This is a genomic window from Ignavibacteria bacterium, from assembly GCA_016873845.1.
Lineage (GTDB): Bacteria > Bacteroidota > Ignavibacteria > Ch128b > Ch128b > JAHJVF01.
The window spans coordinates 22,564-40,575 of the sequence record VGVX01000017.1 but is presented as its reverse complement, the minus strand read 5'-3'; the positions used below and the strand labels follow the sequence as shown (position 1 = coordinate 40,575).

The 18,012-nt window shown below is 37.9% G+C and carries 13 protein-coding genes and 2 tRNA genes; all 15 read left to right on the top strand.

Features of this window, described 5'->3' with window-relative positions:
• Positions 1 to 410, top strand: a 410-nt coding sequence (locus FJ213_05515) for a hydrogenase iron-sulfur subunit (protein MBM4175617.1), incomplete at its 5' end; no start/stop codon positions are given.
• Between the two features lie 18 nt (positions 411 to 428).
• Positions 429 to 1,391: an oxidoreductase gene (locus FJ213_05510; GenBank protein MBM4175616.1), complete on the top strand. Its 963-nt coding sequence runs from the start codon at positions 429 to 431 to the stop codon at positions 1,389 to 1,391.
• On the top strand, positions 1,388 to 2,851 hold the full coding sequence (locus tag FJ213_05505; GenBank protein MBM4175615.1) for a Ni/Fe hydrogenase subunit alpha: 1,464 nt from the start codon (positions 1,388 to 1,390) through the stop codon (positions 2,849 to 2,851). Before FJ213_05510 ends, FJ213_05505 begins: the two co-directional genes overlap by 4 nt.
• Positions 2,839 to 3,324 carry a hydrogenase maturation protease gene (locus tag FJ213_05500; GenBank protein MBM4175614.1) on the top strand — a complete coding sequence of 162 codons (486 nt, stop codon included), beginning with the start codon at positions 2,839 to 2,841 and terminating at the stop codon, positions 3,322 to 3,324. Before FJ213_05505 ends, FJ213_05500 begins: the two co-directional genes overlap by 13 nt.
• A gap of 325 nt (positions 3,325 to 3,649) precedes the next feature.
• Positions 3,650 to 3,727, top strand: a tRNA-Pro gene (locus tag FJ213_05495).
• 346 nt (positions 3,728 to 4,073) lie between these two features.
• A complete protein-coding gene (locus FJ213_05490; GenBank protein MBM4175613.1) occupies positions 4,074 to 4,490 on the top strand; it encodes a hypothetical protein in 417 nt (138 codons plus the stop codon).
• Positions 4,491 to 4,556: 66 nt separating this feature from the next.
• Entirely contained in the window at positions 4,557 to 5,276 is a 720-nt protein-coding gene (locus tag FJ213_05485; protein ID MBM4175612.1) for a protein-L-isoaspartate(D-aspartate) O-methyltransferase, read from the top strand.
• Positions 5,277 to 5,400: 124 nt separating this feature from the next.
• On the top strand, positions 5,401 to 7,662 hold the full coding sequence (locus tag FJ213_05480) for a hypothetical protein (protein ID MBM4175611.1): 2,262 nt from the start codon (positions 5,401 to 5,403) through the stop codon (positions 7,660 to 7,662).
• A gap of 191 nt (positions 7,663 to 7,853) precedes the next feature.
• Positions 7,854 to 8,159 (top strand): integration host factor subunit beta, encoded by a 306-nt coding sequence (locus FJ213_05475; GenBank protein ID MBM4175610.1) that lies wholly within the window; start codon positions 7,854 to 7,856, stop codon positions 8,157 to 8,159.
• Positions 8,160 to 8,163: 4 nt separating this feature from the next.
• Positions 8,164 to 9,027 carry a tetratricopeptide repeat protein gene (locus tag FJ213_05470; GenBank protein ID MBM4175609.1) on the top strand — a complete coding sequence of 288 codons (864 nt, stop codon included), beginning with the start codon at positions 8,164 to 8,166 and terminating at the stop codon, positions 9,025 to 9,027.
• 207 nt (positions 9,028 to 9,234) lie between these two features.
• A tRNA-Thr gene (locus tag FJ213_05465) sits at positions 9,235 to 9,310 on the top strand.
• 81 nt (positions 9,311 to 9,391) lie between these two features.
• Positions 9,392 to 11,362 carry a hypothetical protein gene (locus tag FJ213_05460; protein MBM4175608.1) on the top strand — a complete coding sequence of 657 codons (1,971 nt, stop codon included), beginning with the start codon at positions 9,392 to 9,394 and terminating at the stop codon, positions 11,360 to 11,362.
• 19 nt (positions 11,363 to 11,381) lie between these two features.
• Entirely contained in the window at positions 11,382 to 13,505 is a 2,124-nt protein-coding gene (locus tag FJ213_05455; protein MBM4175607.1) for a T9SS type A sorting domain-containing protein, read from the top strand.
• 81 nt (positions 13,506 to 13,586) lie between these two features.
• On the top strand, positions 13,587 to 15,164 hold the full coding sequence (locus FJ213_05450) for a hypothetical protein (GenBank protein MBM4175606.1): 1,578 nt from the start codon (positions 13,587 to 13,589) through the stop codon (positions 15,162 to 15,164).
• Positions 15,161 to 17,974, top strand: a complete 2,814-nt coding sequence (locus FJ213_05445) for a TonB-dependent receptor (GenBank protein ID MBM4175605.1) — start codon at positions 15,161 to 15,163, stop codon at positions 17,972 to 17,974. The genes FJ213_05450 and FJ213_05445 overlap by 4 nt, the downstream gene beginning before the upstream one ends.
• The last annotated feature ends 38 nt before the right edge of the window (positions 17,975 to 18,012 follow it).

Genomic DNA, 18,012 nt, shown 5'->3' with positions numbered 1-18,012 from the left:
GTTCATATACTGGTGCCGATCTGGCAGGTGTTTCACGAATAAAATCCGCACCCAATGTTCGCATTATCAGAACAATGTGCAGTGGTCGTGTCGATCCAACATTTATTTTAAAGGCGTTCGAACTCGGAGCCGATGGTGTAGTTGTAATGGGTTGTCATCTTGGTGACTGTCATTATCAAGAAGGGAATTACAAGACTATCAGACGAATTCCCTTCCTCAAGAGATTGATGAATTCCTTTGGTGTTGATCCAAAAAGATTGAGACTCGAATGGGTCTCTGCATCTGAAGGGGATAGATTCGCTGAAGTTGTGAATGAATTCACTGAAGAGATTAAACAACTCGGTCCATTAAGATTGACAAATGGGACAGTGAAAAATCTTAAATCAGAAACTGTTTCATTACAGAATTGAATTTAAAAGGAGAAAAAAATGTCTAAACCGAAATTAGCATTATATTGGGCGGCAAGCTGCGGCGGATGTGAGATAGCCGTTCTCGATGTTCATGAGAAAATTCTTGATATAGCGAATGCTTTCGACATTGTATTTTGGCCTGTCGCACTCGATTTTAAATACCACCATGTTCGAGCTATGGAAGATAAAAGCATTGATATATGTCTTTTCAACGGCTCGATCAGAAATTCAGAAAATGCGGAATTAGCTCATCTGCTTCGTGCGAAATCGAAAGTCTTGGTTGCTTTTGGCTCATGTGCCTATGAAGGATGCATTCCTGGACTGGCAAACTTAAAATCCAAACAAGAAATATTTGATTGGGTTTATAAGGATTCTCCTTCAACTGTAAAGCAGAATGGCGGAGTCTTCCCGCAAACACACACAAAAATGCCCGAAGGTGAAATCGAAATTCCCGAGATGTGGGATTATGTCAAATCTCTGGATCAAGAGGTTGAAGTTGATTATTACATTCCTGGCTGCCCGCCTCAGCCGACACAAATATGGAATGTGATTGAATATATTTTAAGCGGTAAAGAGCTTCCGCCTGCAGGTTCAATTCTGGGGGCAGGTACAAAAACTTGCTGTGATGAATGCCCGCGTGAACGTAAAGAGAAAAAACTGAAAAAGTTTTATAGACCTTACGAAATCGTCCCAGATCCAAATGAATGTCTGCTGGATCAAGGATTAATTTGTATGGGACCAGCGACACGGGATGGATGCGGCGCATTGTGTCCGCAAGCGAACATCGCATGCCGAGGTTGTTACGGTCCGCCTCCGAATGTTCACGATCAAGGCACAAAGATGATCAGCGCATTGAGTTCTGTGATTGACGCACACGAACTTGAAGAGATCGATAAAATTCTTGATCAAATAGCCGATCCGATTGGAACGTTTTATAGATTTTCACTACCGACATCAATTCTAAGGAGAAAGCAAATATGAAACAGATAAAGATTGATCCGATCACAAGATTGGAAGGACATGGAAAGATAGACATCTTCGTTAATGACGATGGGGAGGTCGCAAATACATACTTTCAGATTCCGGAATTGAGAGGATTTGAAATATTTTGTGTCGGCAGACCAGTTGAGGAAATGCCGCGAATCACAACAAGAATCTGCGGCGTTTGTCCTGAAGCACATCACATGGCCTCGGCTAAAGCATGTGATGCGGTTTTTAAAGTCCAGCCTCCTTCAACAGGAAAGAAATTACGCGAACTGCTTTACAATGTTTTTTATGCTGGTGATCATACAACTCACTTTTATGCTCTTGGCGGACCGGATTTTGTCGTAGGTCCGGATGCACCGGCTGCAGAACGAAATATTCTTGGTGTGGTTGCAAAAGTTGGACTCGAGATTGGCGGCAAAGTAATCGAAATGAGGAAACGAACTCAACAGGTTATTAAAACTCTTGGCGGCAAACAAACGCACCAAGTTACATCAATTCCCGGAGGAGTCACAAAAGGAATTAACGAAGAAGAGCGAAAAGAAATTGAAGAGCACTGCAAATGGTTTGTGGAGTTCGGTAAATTCACTTTACAAATTTTTAATGATGTTGTTCTTAAAAACAAAGCTTACGTTGATTTGATTTTATCAGACATGTTTACGAGTCAGACTTATTACATGGGTTTGGTTGACGAAAACAACAAAGTCAATTTTTATGACGGCAAAGTTCGTGTAGTCGATCCAGATGGAATTGAATTTGTAAAATATTCACCGAACGAATACTTGGATGTTGTTGCCGAACACGTTGAACCTTGGACTTATTTGAAATTTCCATTTCTGAAAGAAGTAGGATGGAAAGGATTTGTCGATGGGAAAGAGAGCGGGATTTATCGTGCGACTCCATTAAGCCGATTGAATGCAGCAGATGGAATGCCAACTCCGCTTGCTCAAGAAGAATATGAAAAAATGTATTCTACACTTGGAGGGAAACCCGTTCATGCAACTCTTGCTACTCACTGGGCAAGAGTGATTGAATTATTAAGTGCAGCAGAGATGGCTTTGGATTTAGTCCGCGATCCGGAAATTACCGGTACAAATATTCGAACTATTCCATCAGAAACTCCTTCTGAAGGAGTTGGGATTGTGGAAGCTCCTCGTGGAACTCTAACGCATCATTATACAACTGATGAAAAAGGAATTCTTACAAAAGTCAATTTAATTGTTGGAACAACTAATAATTATGCACCAATATCACTTTCGATTAATAAAGCAGCACGCGGACTAATTACCAAAGGTGCTGAAATTACAGATGGACTTTTGAATAAAATTGAAATGGCATTCCGTGCATATGATCCGTGTTTTGGTTGTGCAACCCATTCACTGCCTGGTCAAATGCCAATGGTTGTGCGAATATTCGATTCAAAAGGAAATTTACTTAACGAAAGATCGCGCTTGTGAAAATTGCAATCGTTGGTATTGGGAATCCTCTCTTAACTGACGATGCAATTGGACTAATAGCAGCCGAAGGATTATACGAATTAAATCGTTATACTTTCGGCTGTTTACTTATCAAGCATTCTGATGATATGCTTTCCTTGCTGAATGAATTGACTGAATTTGATGTTGCATTCATAATTGATTCATTCAGAAAAGAAGAAAGTATTGGCGAAGTTTATGAAATAAAATTTGAAGACGGAAAACTCCCCCGATTCGTTTCGCCCCATACACTTTCTTTTACAAATTCACTCTCACTATTCGAAGCTTCGAAAATTAAACTGCCCAAAATAATCCTCTGCGGCATATCAGTAAAAGATGCAATTACTTTCGGAGATAAGATAACAGTAGAAGTTGAACAAAAGCTTCCTGAGATCATTGATTCGTTAAATAAATTTTTTAACGCTAAGCTGAAACAGTTAGAATTACTCAACTAGAAAGATTCTCTTATCGTCAAAAATCATTTTAACATGTACAAAGATTCTATCTTTTTAGAACTCAATTACAATGTGAAAAGATAGAATCTATTGCGTTTTTTTTTGGAGAAGATTTTTTAATAGAATTTATTTAAAAGAAATCTTAAATTTGCACCGCAATTTGAATCGCAAATAAACATTTTGAAATATTGAACATTAATTATTCGGGGAGTAGCCCCGCAGTTGCGGGATAAACTCAGCCCGGCTAGAGCGTGGCGCCTTTGGCGCCAAAGTCGCATGTTCGATTGCTTTAGAGTTCTTTAAAATTTTGTTTAAATATATTATTCGGGGAGTAGCTCAGCCCGGCTAGAGCGCTTGGTTTGGGACCAAGAAGTCGCAGGTTCGAATCCTGTCTCCCCGACAAATGTTTTATGCCTGCATTCTTCGCAATCGAAAAACCGGTCGATACTATTCTGGCTGTGCAGCAATATTGAAAGTCGCTTGCTTGAAGATAATCCAGGCGAATTAAAATCGACTTGTTTTGGATACCGCGGCAATTGATCTTTTTTAGAAATTCCTAACACGAGCCGAGGCGAGGAAAGAAGAAAAAAGGATAAAAGCAAGGGGAGCGTCAAGGTATTTGAAAGAACTTCAAATATCTCAGCCCGGCTAGAGCGTGGCGCCTTCGGCGCCAAAGTCGCAGGTTCTCCGTCATTTGACTGACTCTCTCCCCGACTTGCAAATGTAAAATGGACAATTGATGATTGACAATGAATATGATCGTTAAGAAAATATTTTTCATTAATTATCTCATTCTGATTACTCTGTTTTTGATAATTATTTCCTGCCGTGAAAAGGAAAATATTACTGGTACCACGATCATCATACCGCCGAAGGTCGATCAAACGCATCTAAGAATCAATTCACCTAAATATTCAGAGATTTGGAATTATAATTCATTTAAAGAAATTCAATGGACAGTTTCCTCCGATGCAAAATCAGTTGCGATTGATTTGTACAGGAAACACACTCATAAACTTTCGATTGCCGAAGAAACTTCCGATGATGGATTATTTAATTGGGAAGTACCTTCACATTTGGCAAGTTCCAACCTTTATCGAATTAAGCTGACAAACCTTCAAAATCCATCAGATACTTGTTACAGCCCGTTTTTCTCCATTCGTTGACTTCCGATTTTCATTGAACTAAAAATAAACTCCTTTTATATTTCCGCTGGATTGCAGAGTGAATGAATGTTAAGAATAGGAAAAAATCGATTATCTTTACTCTTAGCCGCACTGACGTTGGGTTTAACTTATAATTTATCATTTCGTGACGACGATCCATATAAATCAAAAAGGGAAAGAATGGTGCGGCTCCAAATTGAGGCACGCGGCGTATTTGATAAGTCTGTTTTAATTGCAATGAGAATTGTCCCGCGTCACAAGTTTGTTCCAAAAAACAGAATCGATGATGCATATGATGATGGACCTGTTCCAATCGGTTATGGGCAGACGATATCTCAGCCGTTTATTGTTGGATACATGACCGAAGCAATTCAACCGAAGAAAACTCATAAAGTGCTGGAGATTGGGACAGGCTCGGGATATCAAGCAGCCATACTTGCCGAGATAGTCGACAGCGTTTTCACGATCGAGATTATTTCTGAACTCCATAATTCTTCAAATGAAACTCTGCAAAAATTAGGTTATAAAAATATACTTACACAAAACGCTGATGGATATTATGGATGGGAAAAACATGCTCCTTTTGATGCGATCGTTGTAACTGCCGCTTCGGAATTTATTCCTCCTCCATTAATCAAGCAATTAAAAGATGGGGGAAGAATGATTATTCCAGTTGGATCACCTTTCCTCGTTCAATCGCTCGTGCTTGTGGAGAAAAAAGGGGAAAAGATTTCTACAAAAAATTTGATGCATGTGAGATTTGTTCCTTTTGTGAGAGGAGAGTGAAAATATCAAACCTCTTGGCTGCCGTCTGTACATTTCACTTTTTTTAATTTCGGGATCTCTTATTACACTTCAATTATCTCTGATCCAAATTCTTTCAATTGTTCAGTGGTATCATTACGCTTACATGATAATATCAATTGCTCTGCTTGGTTTTGGAGCGAGCGGTACTCTTATTTCATTATATCGTGACAAGATATTATCAAATTCGGACTTAGTGATTCCAGCTGCACTTTTTAGCAGTGGATTGACAAGTTCGATATCTATTGTTCTTTCGAACAATCTTGTAGGAACATTTGACTCGTTTTTGCTTTTTGTAGACGGCAGGCAATCATTGCTTTTATTAACCACATTCTTAATATATTTCCTCCCCTTCTTTTTCGGTGCCTTAGGAATCGGTGTGATATTCGTAAAACACGTAGCAAAGATTGGCAAACTATATTTTTTCAATTTAGTTGGTTCGGCTTGCGGAGGTGTTGCTGCAATAATTTTGATGTGGAATTTTCTTCCTACCAATATACCTGTAATTGTTTCGTGGATTTCAGTTGTTGGGGGTTTTTTACTTATCCCAATGCGACGGAAAAAAATTCTAATCTCATTTGGACTGATTGCATTAATAATATCTGTGGGATTGTATATAAATCCGATTGAACTTAAGATTTCGGAATATAAAAGTCTGAGTAAGACACTAAATCTGCCCAAAGGTAAAATCGAACTAACTAAATCAAGTCCTTATGGTTTGATAAATGTAGTTTCCGTCGAAGGAATAAGAAGCGCACCAGGGTTGAGCTTGCACTTCAAAAATGAAATACAAACCAAGAATGCAATTTTTAACAATGGTGATTTTATCGGAGCGGTCAACAAGAAAAAGTATTATGTCGATGAGCATTTTCTCAAATTTACTACTCAAGAATTAGCGTACAGATTGATTCAGCCTGAAAAAGTTTTGATATTTAAACCAGGTACGGGTTCAAATATTTCGCATGCACTGACTTCTGCCGCTAAACAGATAACAGCAGTCGAACCAAATGAGTCTTTAGCAGAATTAATGGTGTCATCTTTAGCAGAAGAGAGTGACTCTATCTATTTGCGTTCAAATGTAGAAGTCATCTCAAAAGATCCCAGGTCTTATTTAGCAAGTACATCTGAAAAATTTGATTTAATAGTTCTACCGATTATCGAAACGTTTGGAGGGTCCTCTGGATTGTACGCAATGCAGGAAGAATATCTTTTCACAGTCGAATCATTTCAAGAGATGTTCGAAAGTTTATCACCGAGTGGAATCATAATGATTAGTACCTGGCTCGATTATCCGGTTCGAGCTCCATTGAAAATTTTTTCGACTATTATTCGAATGCTCAAGGCAAAATCTATCATGAAAATGAATTGGCACATCATAGCAATTCGTAACTGGGGTATGGTCACTTTTTTTGTATCAAAAAATAGTTTCGATCGAAATCAAATAGATCAAACAAAAGCATTCTGCGAAAAATTTTCTTTCGATCTGCTATGGTCAGCGAGTGAAAAATATTTCGAAAAAAATAAGTATAATGTTCTTCAGGACACTTCTATTTTCTCTTTATCGGAAATGATCGTCGCTAATGGTATAAATGATTTAGATGAAAATTATATATTCAAAATAGGTGCACCAACTGATGATAAACCCTATTTTTCAAACTTCATCAAATGGAAATCCATTCCAATACTTTCAAAACTTTTTGGCGATAGGGCTTTACCTTTCATTGAACTTGGCTATGTGATTGTTGTTCTGACTTTTGTTGTTATACTGCTGCTCTCCGTCCTATTAATTTTACTTCCACTTCTCAGGCTCAGAGGTGAAAAATCGATAAAATTAAAAACCTTATTATTTTTCGCCGGAATAGGTTTTGGATATATGCTTGTTGAAATTGTCTTCATACATAAATTTATTTTCTATTTCGGAAATAACATCTACTCAACTGCAATAATAATCAGCACAATGCTGTGTTTCTCCGGTGTGGGGAGTCTTTTTACGGGATATAAGAATTTAACATCCAAATCATTGGTGCATCTGATTCTTGTAATTGTAATTCTGATGCTAATCTATATTATAATAATTGATGAAGTAATTTTAATAACTTTAGAATTTAATTTATTCACCAAACTTTTAATTACCTTAGTAATTATTTCTCCAATAGCATTTTTAATGGGTATGCCATTCCCATCCGGACTGAAATTAGTATCCGACTCGGATGCATTAATTATTCCATGGGCTTGGGGGATCAATGGATATGCAAGTGTAGTTGCAACTGTCCTTGCAGTGCTTCTCTCAGTTGAATTTGGTTTTTCAATTGTGTTAGTCTCAGCGGCTTGCTGTTATTTTATTGCGGCGGTTGGAACTCCGGAGTAATTTTATCTAATTAAAATAATATCAAAAAGATTGATTTTAATTGACAATCACCTTCCGCTTACTTATTTTTGTGCCGTCTAACTTATTATAATTAAATAAGTTATAGATTCTCGATAATATCTAATCATACGAAATTATCAAAAACGATCTGCCCTGGGTAGATTTTGGTTAAATTTTTAGGAGTAAATAAAATGACAAAAGCAGATATTGTCGATCGAGTTGCGGCAGGCACAGGCTTAACGAAACTTGAGACAGAAGCAGTAGTCGAAGGATTTTTCAACACAGTAATTACAGCATTAAAAGAAGGACACGGAATCGAGATCCGCGGTTTCGGAACTTTCAAAGTGAAAAAGAAAAATTCCAGAATGGCTCGTAATCCAAAATCCGGACAGCAGGTTTTTGTACCTGAGCATTATGTCCCGACTTTTAAGTTTTCAAAAGAATTTAAAACCATTGTAGATAAAGGAATGAAATTAAATAATGTATCGGAGAAGTAAGTAAGTGAGTTTGTGCCCGGAATGCGGTGTTAAAATATCTGTAAGTGATAAATTTTGTCGAGAATGCGGAACCAAAATTTCTAAAGAATCCAGTCAACCAGAAACAATTCAAAGATCATTAAAAAAATGCCGTGAGTGCGGAGAAGAGAATTTATATTCCGAAAGATCTTGTTCATATTGTGGTTCTCCTTTTATTGGGGATGAGGAAGTTTTTGTGAGTGATGTGACAACTACTCACACTCAAAGAGTTGAAACTCCTCTAAAAAAAGTAAAGGTGAAAAAAAGTGCGAGCTTGGGAGATTCCACAACTGCTGAGAAGAGTATAGAAACATGGAAAGTAATTTCAATTATTGTTATGGCAATAATAATTGGGATTTTTATTCTTTTAGTTTATAGTGAACAAAATACTATTCCGACTTCTGTTCAGAACATTCCGCAGGCACAACAGCAGAAAGTTGATCTCGCAAAGTTTAATGAAATAAACCAATTAGAGTCCGAACTCGCTTCCGATAGTAAGAATTCCGAGAAATTATTGCGGCTTGCGAATTTAACTCATGATGCAGGTTTATTCGATAAGTCGATTAAAAATTATGAATTATATTTAGCTCTCAAACCGAACGATACCGATGCAAGAGTGGATATGGGAGTTTGTTATTTTGAATTGAAGAATTACGATAAAGCCGAAGAGATATTTTTAGCATCGATCAAACGATCGCCAAAGCATCAAATTGCTCATTTAAACCTAGGGGTTGTGCATCTATCAAAAGGAAATGTTGATAAAGCGAAGGAATGGCTTGAAAAGTGTATCGCATTAGGCGAGCATACTGATGTTGGTCATAGAGCAAGCGAATTATTAAAAACACATTGAAAATTAATTAAGGAGAAATCATGCCATCAGGCAAGAAACGTAAAAGACATAAAATGTCGACTCATAAGAGGAAAAAACGTCTTCGAAAGAATCGACATAAAAAGAAGAATCGATAGTAAATATTTTTAATGGCGGATGGTAAATGGAATAATCCTCCATCTTATCTGTCGGCAGACTGGTTATCCATTTTCCATTATAAATTGTAAAGCCACCTTAGCTCAGCTGGTAGAGCAGCTCATTCGTAATGAGCAGGTCGTTGGTTCGAATCCGACAGGTGGCTCGAATATTCTTATTCATTGAATTAGCTGTACTGCTTTTTTATATTTAGTTGTGTGAAGAAATATCAATTAAATTTTAAATATTCATGAAACTCAAAATTATTTTTATTCCAATAATTATTTTTTCACTCGGTTTTATTCCTAATGATGATTCACAGAAGTTGTCAAAAATCGTAAAAGATGATAATTCAAAATACACTAAAATTGGGAACATAGGTCTTACCATCACAAACTTCGGAATGTATGGACACGGTTTTACGCTTTGGCCTGCCCAACCGAGTTGTGAATATCCCAAGGGAAGTGGAATTGAACATCTTTTCGATGGTGGTTTGTGGGTCGGCGGTTTTGTCGATGGTCAGGTGCGAGTAACAACCGCTTCAGTTGATGCGTCGACCGTTGGTGCCCGCGGCGGAGGTTTTGAATTCACTAACTCAGCCGAAAGTTATGTAATTGAAAAATCATCTTTGCTGAATTCGAAATATTATAGACCCGAAGCGATCAGTCATCAAGATTTCATAGCAGAATATGCCGACACAAGTACAAAGCTTGCTGCCGGTGAACCAATTCCAGATCACATTCCCTTGGGAATAGCAGTCAGGCAAGAATCCTACGCATGGAATTTTCCGTTTGCCGATTTCTTTGTGATAATGAATTATTGGATCAAAAATGTTTCTTCAAAAAGAATTGACAGCGTTTATGTTAGTCTTTGGACAGATGCAGTCGTCCGCAATACAAACGTAACTTCACCAAGAACCGGTGGACCCTTTTATGCTCATGGCGGCAATGGATATATAGACAGCATGAGAATGGCATACGAGTTTGATTTTGACGGGGACCCAGGTTTTAGCGATAGTTATCTTGGAATAAAATATCTTGGTTCAAATCCAAAAAAAGATTCAGCATATTTTCAGTCTTGGCAGTTCAGAAATACTTCTGATCCAATTTACTTTGCCCCGCAGGATGATAATCAAAGATACAACAAAATGTCGCAGTCACTTGCGAGAAATCGAATTGATCCGCTTCGCACTACACCAAGCAATCGTTCCGTAATGATCAGTACCGGTCCTTTTTCGAGAATCAATCCTGGTGATTCAATAAACGTTACGTTTGCAATAATATGTGCAAAAAAATATGGTCCGGATTTGCCTCGTTACGACACAGAAATCCAGAGGAAGAATTTTTATGTTAATGCAAATTGGGCGCAATTGATCTATAGCACGAATTACAGATTCCCCGAACCGCCGACTACACCTCATCTCAGAGTTGTTTCTGAAGATAGAAAGGTTACGCTTTATTGGGATAAGTCCGCTGAGGAATCAATAGATCCACTATCCAAGAAAAAAGATTTCGAAGGATATAGAATTTATAGAACTAATGCAGGCTCTGATTTAACTCAAGCCCAAGATCTTCAGCAGCTCTTTATCAAAATTGCAGAATTTGACAGTACCGGAAATAATATTGGCTATAATACAGGATTTAATTATATCCAATTACCATCAGCAAAGACTTTTAAAGATGATACGACGAAATATTATTACAAATACGAATTCGATAATTTGTTGAATGGCTGGCAGTATATTTTTTCTGTTACTGGATTTGATAAAGGAGATCCTGAAAACAATATCGATATATTAGAGGGAAGTCAGCTGGTGAATGCATCAAGAGTTTTACCGGGAACTTCGCCGACTTCAAAAGATGAAGCAGAAATTGGAGTCTACCCAAATCCATATTACGCTAATGCAATTTGGGATGGACCGAGCGAAAGGCAGCGAAAAATTTATTTCTACAATCTTCCTGAATCGTGTGAAATTACCATTTACACATTATCAGGAGATATTGTTAAAGTTTTGCGGCACGATCAAAACTACCGCGGAAATGATATTCGCTGGTTCCAAACTTATTCAAAAGAAGGGAATCAAATTCTGTCTGGCGGTGAACATGCTTGGGATTTAATCTCAAACAACGATCAGGCAATTGCAACCGGACTTTATTTATTCACAGTGAAAGATAATCTTACTAATAAAATTAAAACCGGAAAATTTTTAATAATTAAATAATAACAAAGGAGAGTTAGAGATGAAAAAAATATTTTTAATCACCTCTTTAATTGTTTTAGCTTTTTCAAGCGTTTATTCACAGACTTATCCCACAGTTTCAATCCGAGATATTCAGTTTCGTTCTGAAGCTGATTTAACGGGAGGCAACGATGCATCCTCTAAGCTTGGAGATACGGTTACTGTTGTCGGATTGGTGATGGTTCCCACCTTGGACAATCCATCTACAACTCGAAAACCAATTATGTGGGCAGGTCCCCGTTGGCAAACATACCTTGTTGATACAGCTTTTGGGAGTGAATGGGCGGGATTGAACATTATCCAAGATGACAGTGTCACTCAATTAACAAATATGGATTTGCTTGATTCGGCACAAGTTGTTGCAATAACTGGTGTAGTGAGTGAATTTGGTACACCGAATAGGCAAACACAAATATTTGTATTAAGAACTGTTTCGATAAATTTTCTGAGTACAAAACCCGCAAGACCAGCTGCAGTTCCTGTCCAAATTTCTCAATTCGCAACTGGAACAACAATCCAACTTACCACCGGTGAAAAGTATGAAGGAATGTATGTTGAGTTCTCAAATGTTTTCACATCTGATCGCAACTTGACGAATGGCACATATGCAATCAATGATGCAACTGGAAACAAAATATTTATTCATGATCAATCGGGATATTTTACACGCCGATCTCATCAACTTCGAACATGGGATCCACCATTGGATGGAACTACAATAGATAAAATTCGCGGTGTCATTGGCACCGGCTCTCAGGGATTTGTCCTAAGACCGATTTTCCCGAATGATATTGTTCTCGGTTCAATCATTCCGCCTGCAATAAGCAGCATCACAAGAGATCAAGCCGTTATAGCGCCAAGCCAAGCTGTTCAAGTAACTGCATCAATTACGGACATTGACGGAACTATTTCTTCAGCTAAATTAAAATACCGAGTTAATGGTGGAACATTGAATGAATTGAATATGACAAACACTAGCGGAACGACGTACACAGCGACTATTCCTGGTGTAACGGATTCAGCTTTAGTTGATTACTTTGTTTGGGCACAAGATAACGGAGGGAACTCTTCTATCAATCCTACAGACACTTCACGTTCAAGATATTTTTATTTAGTGCTGAATAGACCATTGACAGTTCAAGATATTCAATATGCACCATTTGGAAATGGTCTTGGCGGATATGTGAATTATAGAGTTACATTGCGTGGAATTGTAACAGCAGATACTTCTGATTTAAGAGGCGATGGCGGTTCTGTAACACGCCGTGCATATATTCAAAATGGTACTGGTCCTTGGAGCGGAATTTGGGTCGCAGGATTAACTGGAGATGAATTAAGAAAAGGGGATGATGTCTCTGTTTCCGGATTAATTAGAGAAGTTTTTTCTCACACAGCAATTGATTCGATCACAAGTTTTGTTAAGCATTCATCCGGAAATTCAGTTCCTGCTGCTCAATTACAAACTACAGGTGATATTGGCGGAAAAACAAAAGGAACTGTTTCTGCTGAAAAATGGGAAGGTGTCTTGATTAAATTTAATAATCTAACTGTATCGAATGAAAATGCGGACGGCAATCCTGGTCCTGGCGGCGGAGGCAATAGCAACTTTGGAGAAATTCTAATTACAGATGGTTCGGGTGATCTTAGACTTGAACTTCAGGAAGGACCTAACAAGTATCATAATAATTGGACAACTTCATTACCGACTCACAAAACAACTGAGGTGAAAACTGGTTATAAATTCGATTCTCTTACTGGTGTACTTTTCTTTTCATTCAGTAATTACAAATTAGTCCCACGGAAGGATGATGACTTTGTGGGCTTCCAAACATCGGTAGGAGATGATCCGGAATTCCCAATTGAATATAGTCTAAAACAAAATTATCCAAATCCATTCAATCCCAATACCGTAATTGAATATTCATTACCGAGGAGTTCAAATGTAAGCTTGAAGATTTATGATGTGCTTGGCAGGGAAGTTGTTTCATTAGTGAATAATGAATTCCAAACTCCCGGTGTACATAAGTACTTCTTTAACGCGAATGGTTTGTCTAGCGGAATCTATCTATATAAAATTACTGCAGATGGATTTACAAGCTCGAAGAAGATGCTGCTGATTAAATAGTAAAATAATATAGTAAAGACACGCCGCGTTTACCAGCTGTGGCTGGGCGTGTCTCTACAATTAAAATATCTTGTTAGATACATGAAAAAATATTACATACTCATTCCAGTATTGATATCAGCGATTCTGATCATTTCCTGTTCCGAATCGATAACAGGTTCAAAGGTTCAAAATGTACCGCCTGAAACTCATATCTTTCTTCACCCGGATTCGGGAAAGACTATAAGCCAGCAGAGCAGCAAGTTGAAAGTCCATTGGTGGGGCGACGATCCTGATGGTTTCGTAATTGGATATTTGATCTCATGGGATCAAAAAAATTATGGATTCACACCGCGAAACGATTCAACATTTTCGCTCGTCATCAGAGGACTTGATACCTCCTATATCTTTTCGGCTGCTGCTGTAGATAATGCGGGAAATAAAAAGTACGATCAAACCGTTGTAGTGAACGGAATTAACTATGGAAGCGAGCCATTTACAGATTCAAATAATAATGGAAAATGGGATGAGGGAGAGCCGTTTATCGACTTCGGTGCAATTGATCCAACTCCTGCACATCTTACGTTTCCGATAAAAAACTCTCCGCCGATTGTTTCATTTCAACAGAACAGTCAAGTTCCGGAGACAACATTTACTGTTGCTTCATTCGCATGGAATATTTCTGATGTTGATGGTGATGAAACGGTTCAAAAAGTTTTTATCGCATTGAATGACACAGCGAGCTTTATTGAATTGCCAGGCTCGGCAAGATTCGTTACAATTCGTGCGAAAGCTCCATTCTCAAGTTCAACAGTTTCTGCCGATGTGTTCATTGGTACAACGATTGGTACTCCGTACTCCATAAAGCTGCCGAATCTGAAGCTTGATGAAAAAAATATTTTTTATGTTAAAGCAATAGACATTGCCGGTACTTTCAGTAAAATGATCCAAATGCCAGATACCGGTAAAGCTTGGTTTGTAAAGAAACAAAAAGGGAATATTCTTATCATTGATGATTACGGAGTGAATGATCAAGCTGCGAGTTTTTATAATGCTACGATGGACAGTATCAACTCTGGAATTCTCAAAAATAAATATGATTTACTCGATATCAAGTATGGAAAAACCTCAACAACCCCAGGAGTCTTGCTGCCAAAATTTACAAATCCAACTTTCACGGAAATGCTTAAGTTGTTCAAGGTTGTAATTTGGTACACTGATAATGATCCTTCACTGGAAATTGCACAATTGACAGTTCGTAATTACACCGAATCAGGCGGAAAAATTCTCTTATCAATGGTATTCCCACAAACGTTCGATACACGCGGACTGAGCGATTTCCTACCGATTGACAGCGTAAGTCCAACGCCTATTAATATTATTCCAATGAACACAAAGATCAATCTTACTGCAGATGGAACTGCACTCGGATATTCTCCGCTATCGATTGATAACTCTACAATTCCGGTAGCGCGGATTAGAACATTCTTTCCAAGTGCTGCAGGTGCAAAAAATCTTTATACATTAGGATTGACCGGAAATCCAATAATCGGATTCAAAGATATTGATACAAGAAGAATCTTTCTTGGTTTACCGCTCCATCGATGCAATGGAGCTCCATCAAACACGAAAGAATTTCTAAGAAAAGTTTTGATTGACGAGTTTGGAGTCACACCATGAAAAAAATATTTACTCTCGTTTTAGTATTGCTGTTCGTCTCATCATCTTTATTCGCACAAGAGAAAGCAACTTTATCGGGCAAAATAACTGATGCGAAAACCAGCGAGACACTTCCTGCCGTAAATGTAATTATTAAAGGAACTTATTACGGTGCCGCTTCTGATATTAATGGAAATTATACAATCAGAAATGTAAATCCCGGTTCCTATACTATAGAAGTTTCATTGATTGGATATAAGCTCGTACAATTCACAGGAGTGAAAATTGCGGAAGGTGAGAAGAAAGTTTTAAACGTAAAGTTAGAAGAAACTGTTTTAACGCTTGACCGCGATATTGTAGTTGTAGGTGAAAAGCCAATGCTCGATGTGGAAGAAACTCAGAGCAAAAAATTAATTTCGAGAGAAGATATTGAAGTCGCTCTTATTGAGAACGTGAAAGATGTAGTCACACAGCAGGCTGGTGTTGTTTATTCTGATAATGCAATTCATATTCGCGGTGGACGCGCTTATGAAAATGCATTTTTATTGGATGGTGTTTCGATTCAAGATCCATTATCCGGAACTGGATTTGGACTTCAATTGAGTGCGTCATCAATCGAAGAAGTTGAAGTTATTACTGGCGGATACAATGCTGAATACGGACAGGCAACTTCCGGAGTTGTAAACGTTAGAACAAGAGAAGGTGGGAATGAATATAAAGGGTCATTCAGCTGGAAAAGAGATAATCTTGGTTTTAATAAAAATTCATTTTCAACTTTTAACATTGATATTGTTGAAGCAAGCTTGAGCGGTCCTGAACCAATTACAAGTTTTTTCCTGCCAGCGATTGGATTGAACATTCCCGGTTCTGTAAGTTTGTTTGGAAATTTTTACATGGGAATTTCAGATGGAATAACTCAAGGATATATCAGAAATACTGCGAAACAACTTAACTCATCTACATTTTTCGGAACCCGATTTGCACCTCGGCAAGAGAACAGTTGGTTCTGGCTCGGTAAAGCAACATATAAAATCAGTCCATTGATAAAATTATCCTATTCATTCAATCAATCGGTCAATATCAATCAGAATTCGCAATCGCTTCAAACGAATCTGGAATACGTCGAACCGAGTCCAGGTTATCAATATCCGTTTCAGTACAATTTAGATAATGCGAATGTTTATACGCATAACAATCAATATCATATAATTTCTTATACTCACACACTTAACGCAAAAACATTTTACGAGATAAAACTTTCGCGTTATTTCACAAAACTTAGAGCGGATGCGAATGGCTTAGATTGGAAAGAGTACAAAGAACCGAAAGACATTACAACATTCCCCATTGAATATTACAATCCCAGTCGAGATACAATTGGTGTAATTCCAGGCGATGGATTCTGGGATCATGGTAATCCTTTCACGTGGCACGATCATCATGTGGAAGAATACAGTATCCGCGGCGATGTAACAAGTCACTTCGATGAAAAAAATAAATTTAAAGCCGGATTCGATTTCAGTTTCCGCGAAATGCAATTAGTGGATATTTATAAACCATGGATCGGTGAAATGGGTTTGAATAATGATGTTTACAAAGTTTTTCCAGCAAATGGAGCGCTTTATGTCCAGGATAATATAAATTTCAGTGGAATGATTTTAAATTTCGGTTTACGGCTTGATTACTGGTTCCCCGGAAAATATGTGGACGATGCCGTTAACGATCCTGAAGTAATTACAATTCCTGAGGAAATCAGAGAACGTTACAGGGAAAATACTTATTCTTTCTTTGGTAGAAGATTCAAAGCTCGTATCAGTCCGCGGCTTGGCATATCTCACCCAATTTCCGATAATCAAACATTGTTCTTTAGCTATGGTCATTTCAGCAAGTGGCCCAAACCGCAATTCATATATGCAAAACTCAGTCCTCAAAGTGCAAAATCTTCATTTCAAAGATTTGGAAATCCTGACCTAAATCCAGAAACAACTGTAGCTTACGAACTCGGAATTCGAAATCAATTTTCATCAGATGATGTTTTCACATTAACAGCTTATTACAAAGATATTTTCGATTATGTTGCAACTCGCACAGCATACATTCAAAGTGCAAGATTGGGAACTGCGAGCTTTATTACTTACATTAATCAAGATTATGCAAGAAGCCGAGGCATTGAAGTAGAATATAAAAAACGAATTGGAAGATGGTTCACGGGTTCTGTCACAGGTGCATACTCTATTGCGACTGGAAAAAGTTCGAGTGCAGATGAAGGAGTACTCGTCCTACGCGGTGATTTGGATGAAACGATTAAAGAAGAGTTCACTGTATGGGATAGACCTTTTCAAGCATCTTTGAATTTGAATTTATTTGTGGAACCAGGCAAAGCATTATTCGGTTTTGGCAATGGAATTTTTGACAATTATAATTTGTACATCCGTGCATTTTATCAATCTGGTAAACGATTTACTCCTTACGTATTCAGTGGGAAGTACGATTTAGATGGACGGCCTGAGTACCTTGTAGATCGAAAGAACAGATACGGCGGTATCGGTCAAGACTGGTTCTGGATGGACATGAACTTCGAAAAATATTTTTCTATCGGAGGCGTTCGTCTCGCTTTTACAATTGAAGTAAATAATTTATTGAATATGAAAAATTCTGCGATTATTAATCCAGTTACAGGCAAAGCCTATGAATTAGGCGATCCAACTCCACCGGGGTGGAATGATCCATATTATCCAGATTATCAGGCTCCGCTCGATCCGTATCCGTTTAATCCTGCAAGATTTTTGACGAAGAGAAATATTAAGTTTGGATTGAGTGTAAGGTTTTAATGGAAATGTGTTGGATAATGAATAATGAAAAATGGAGA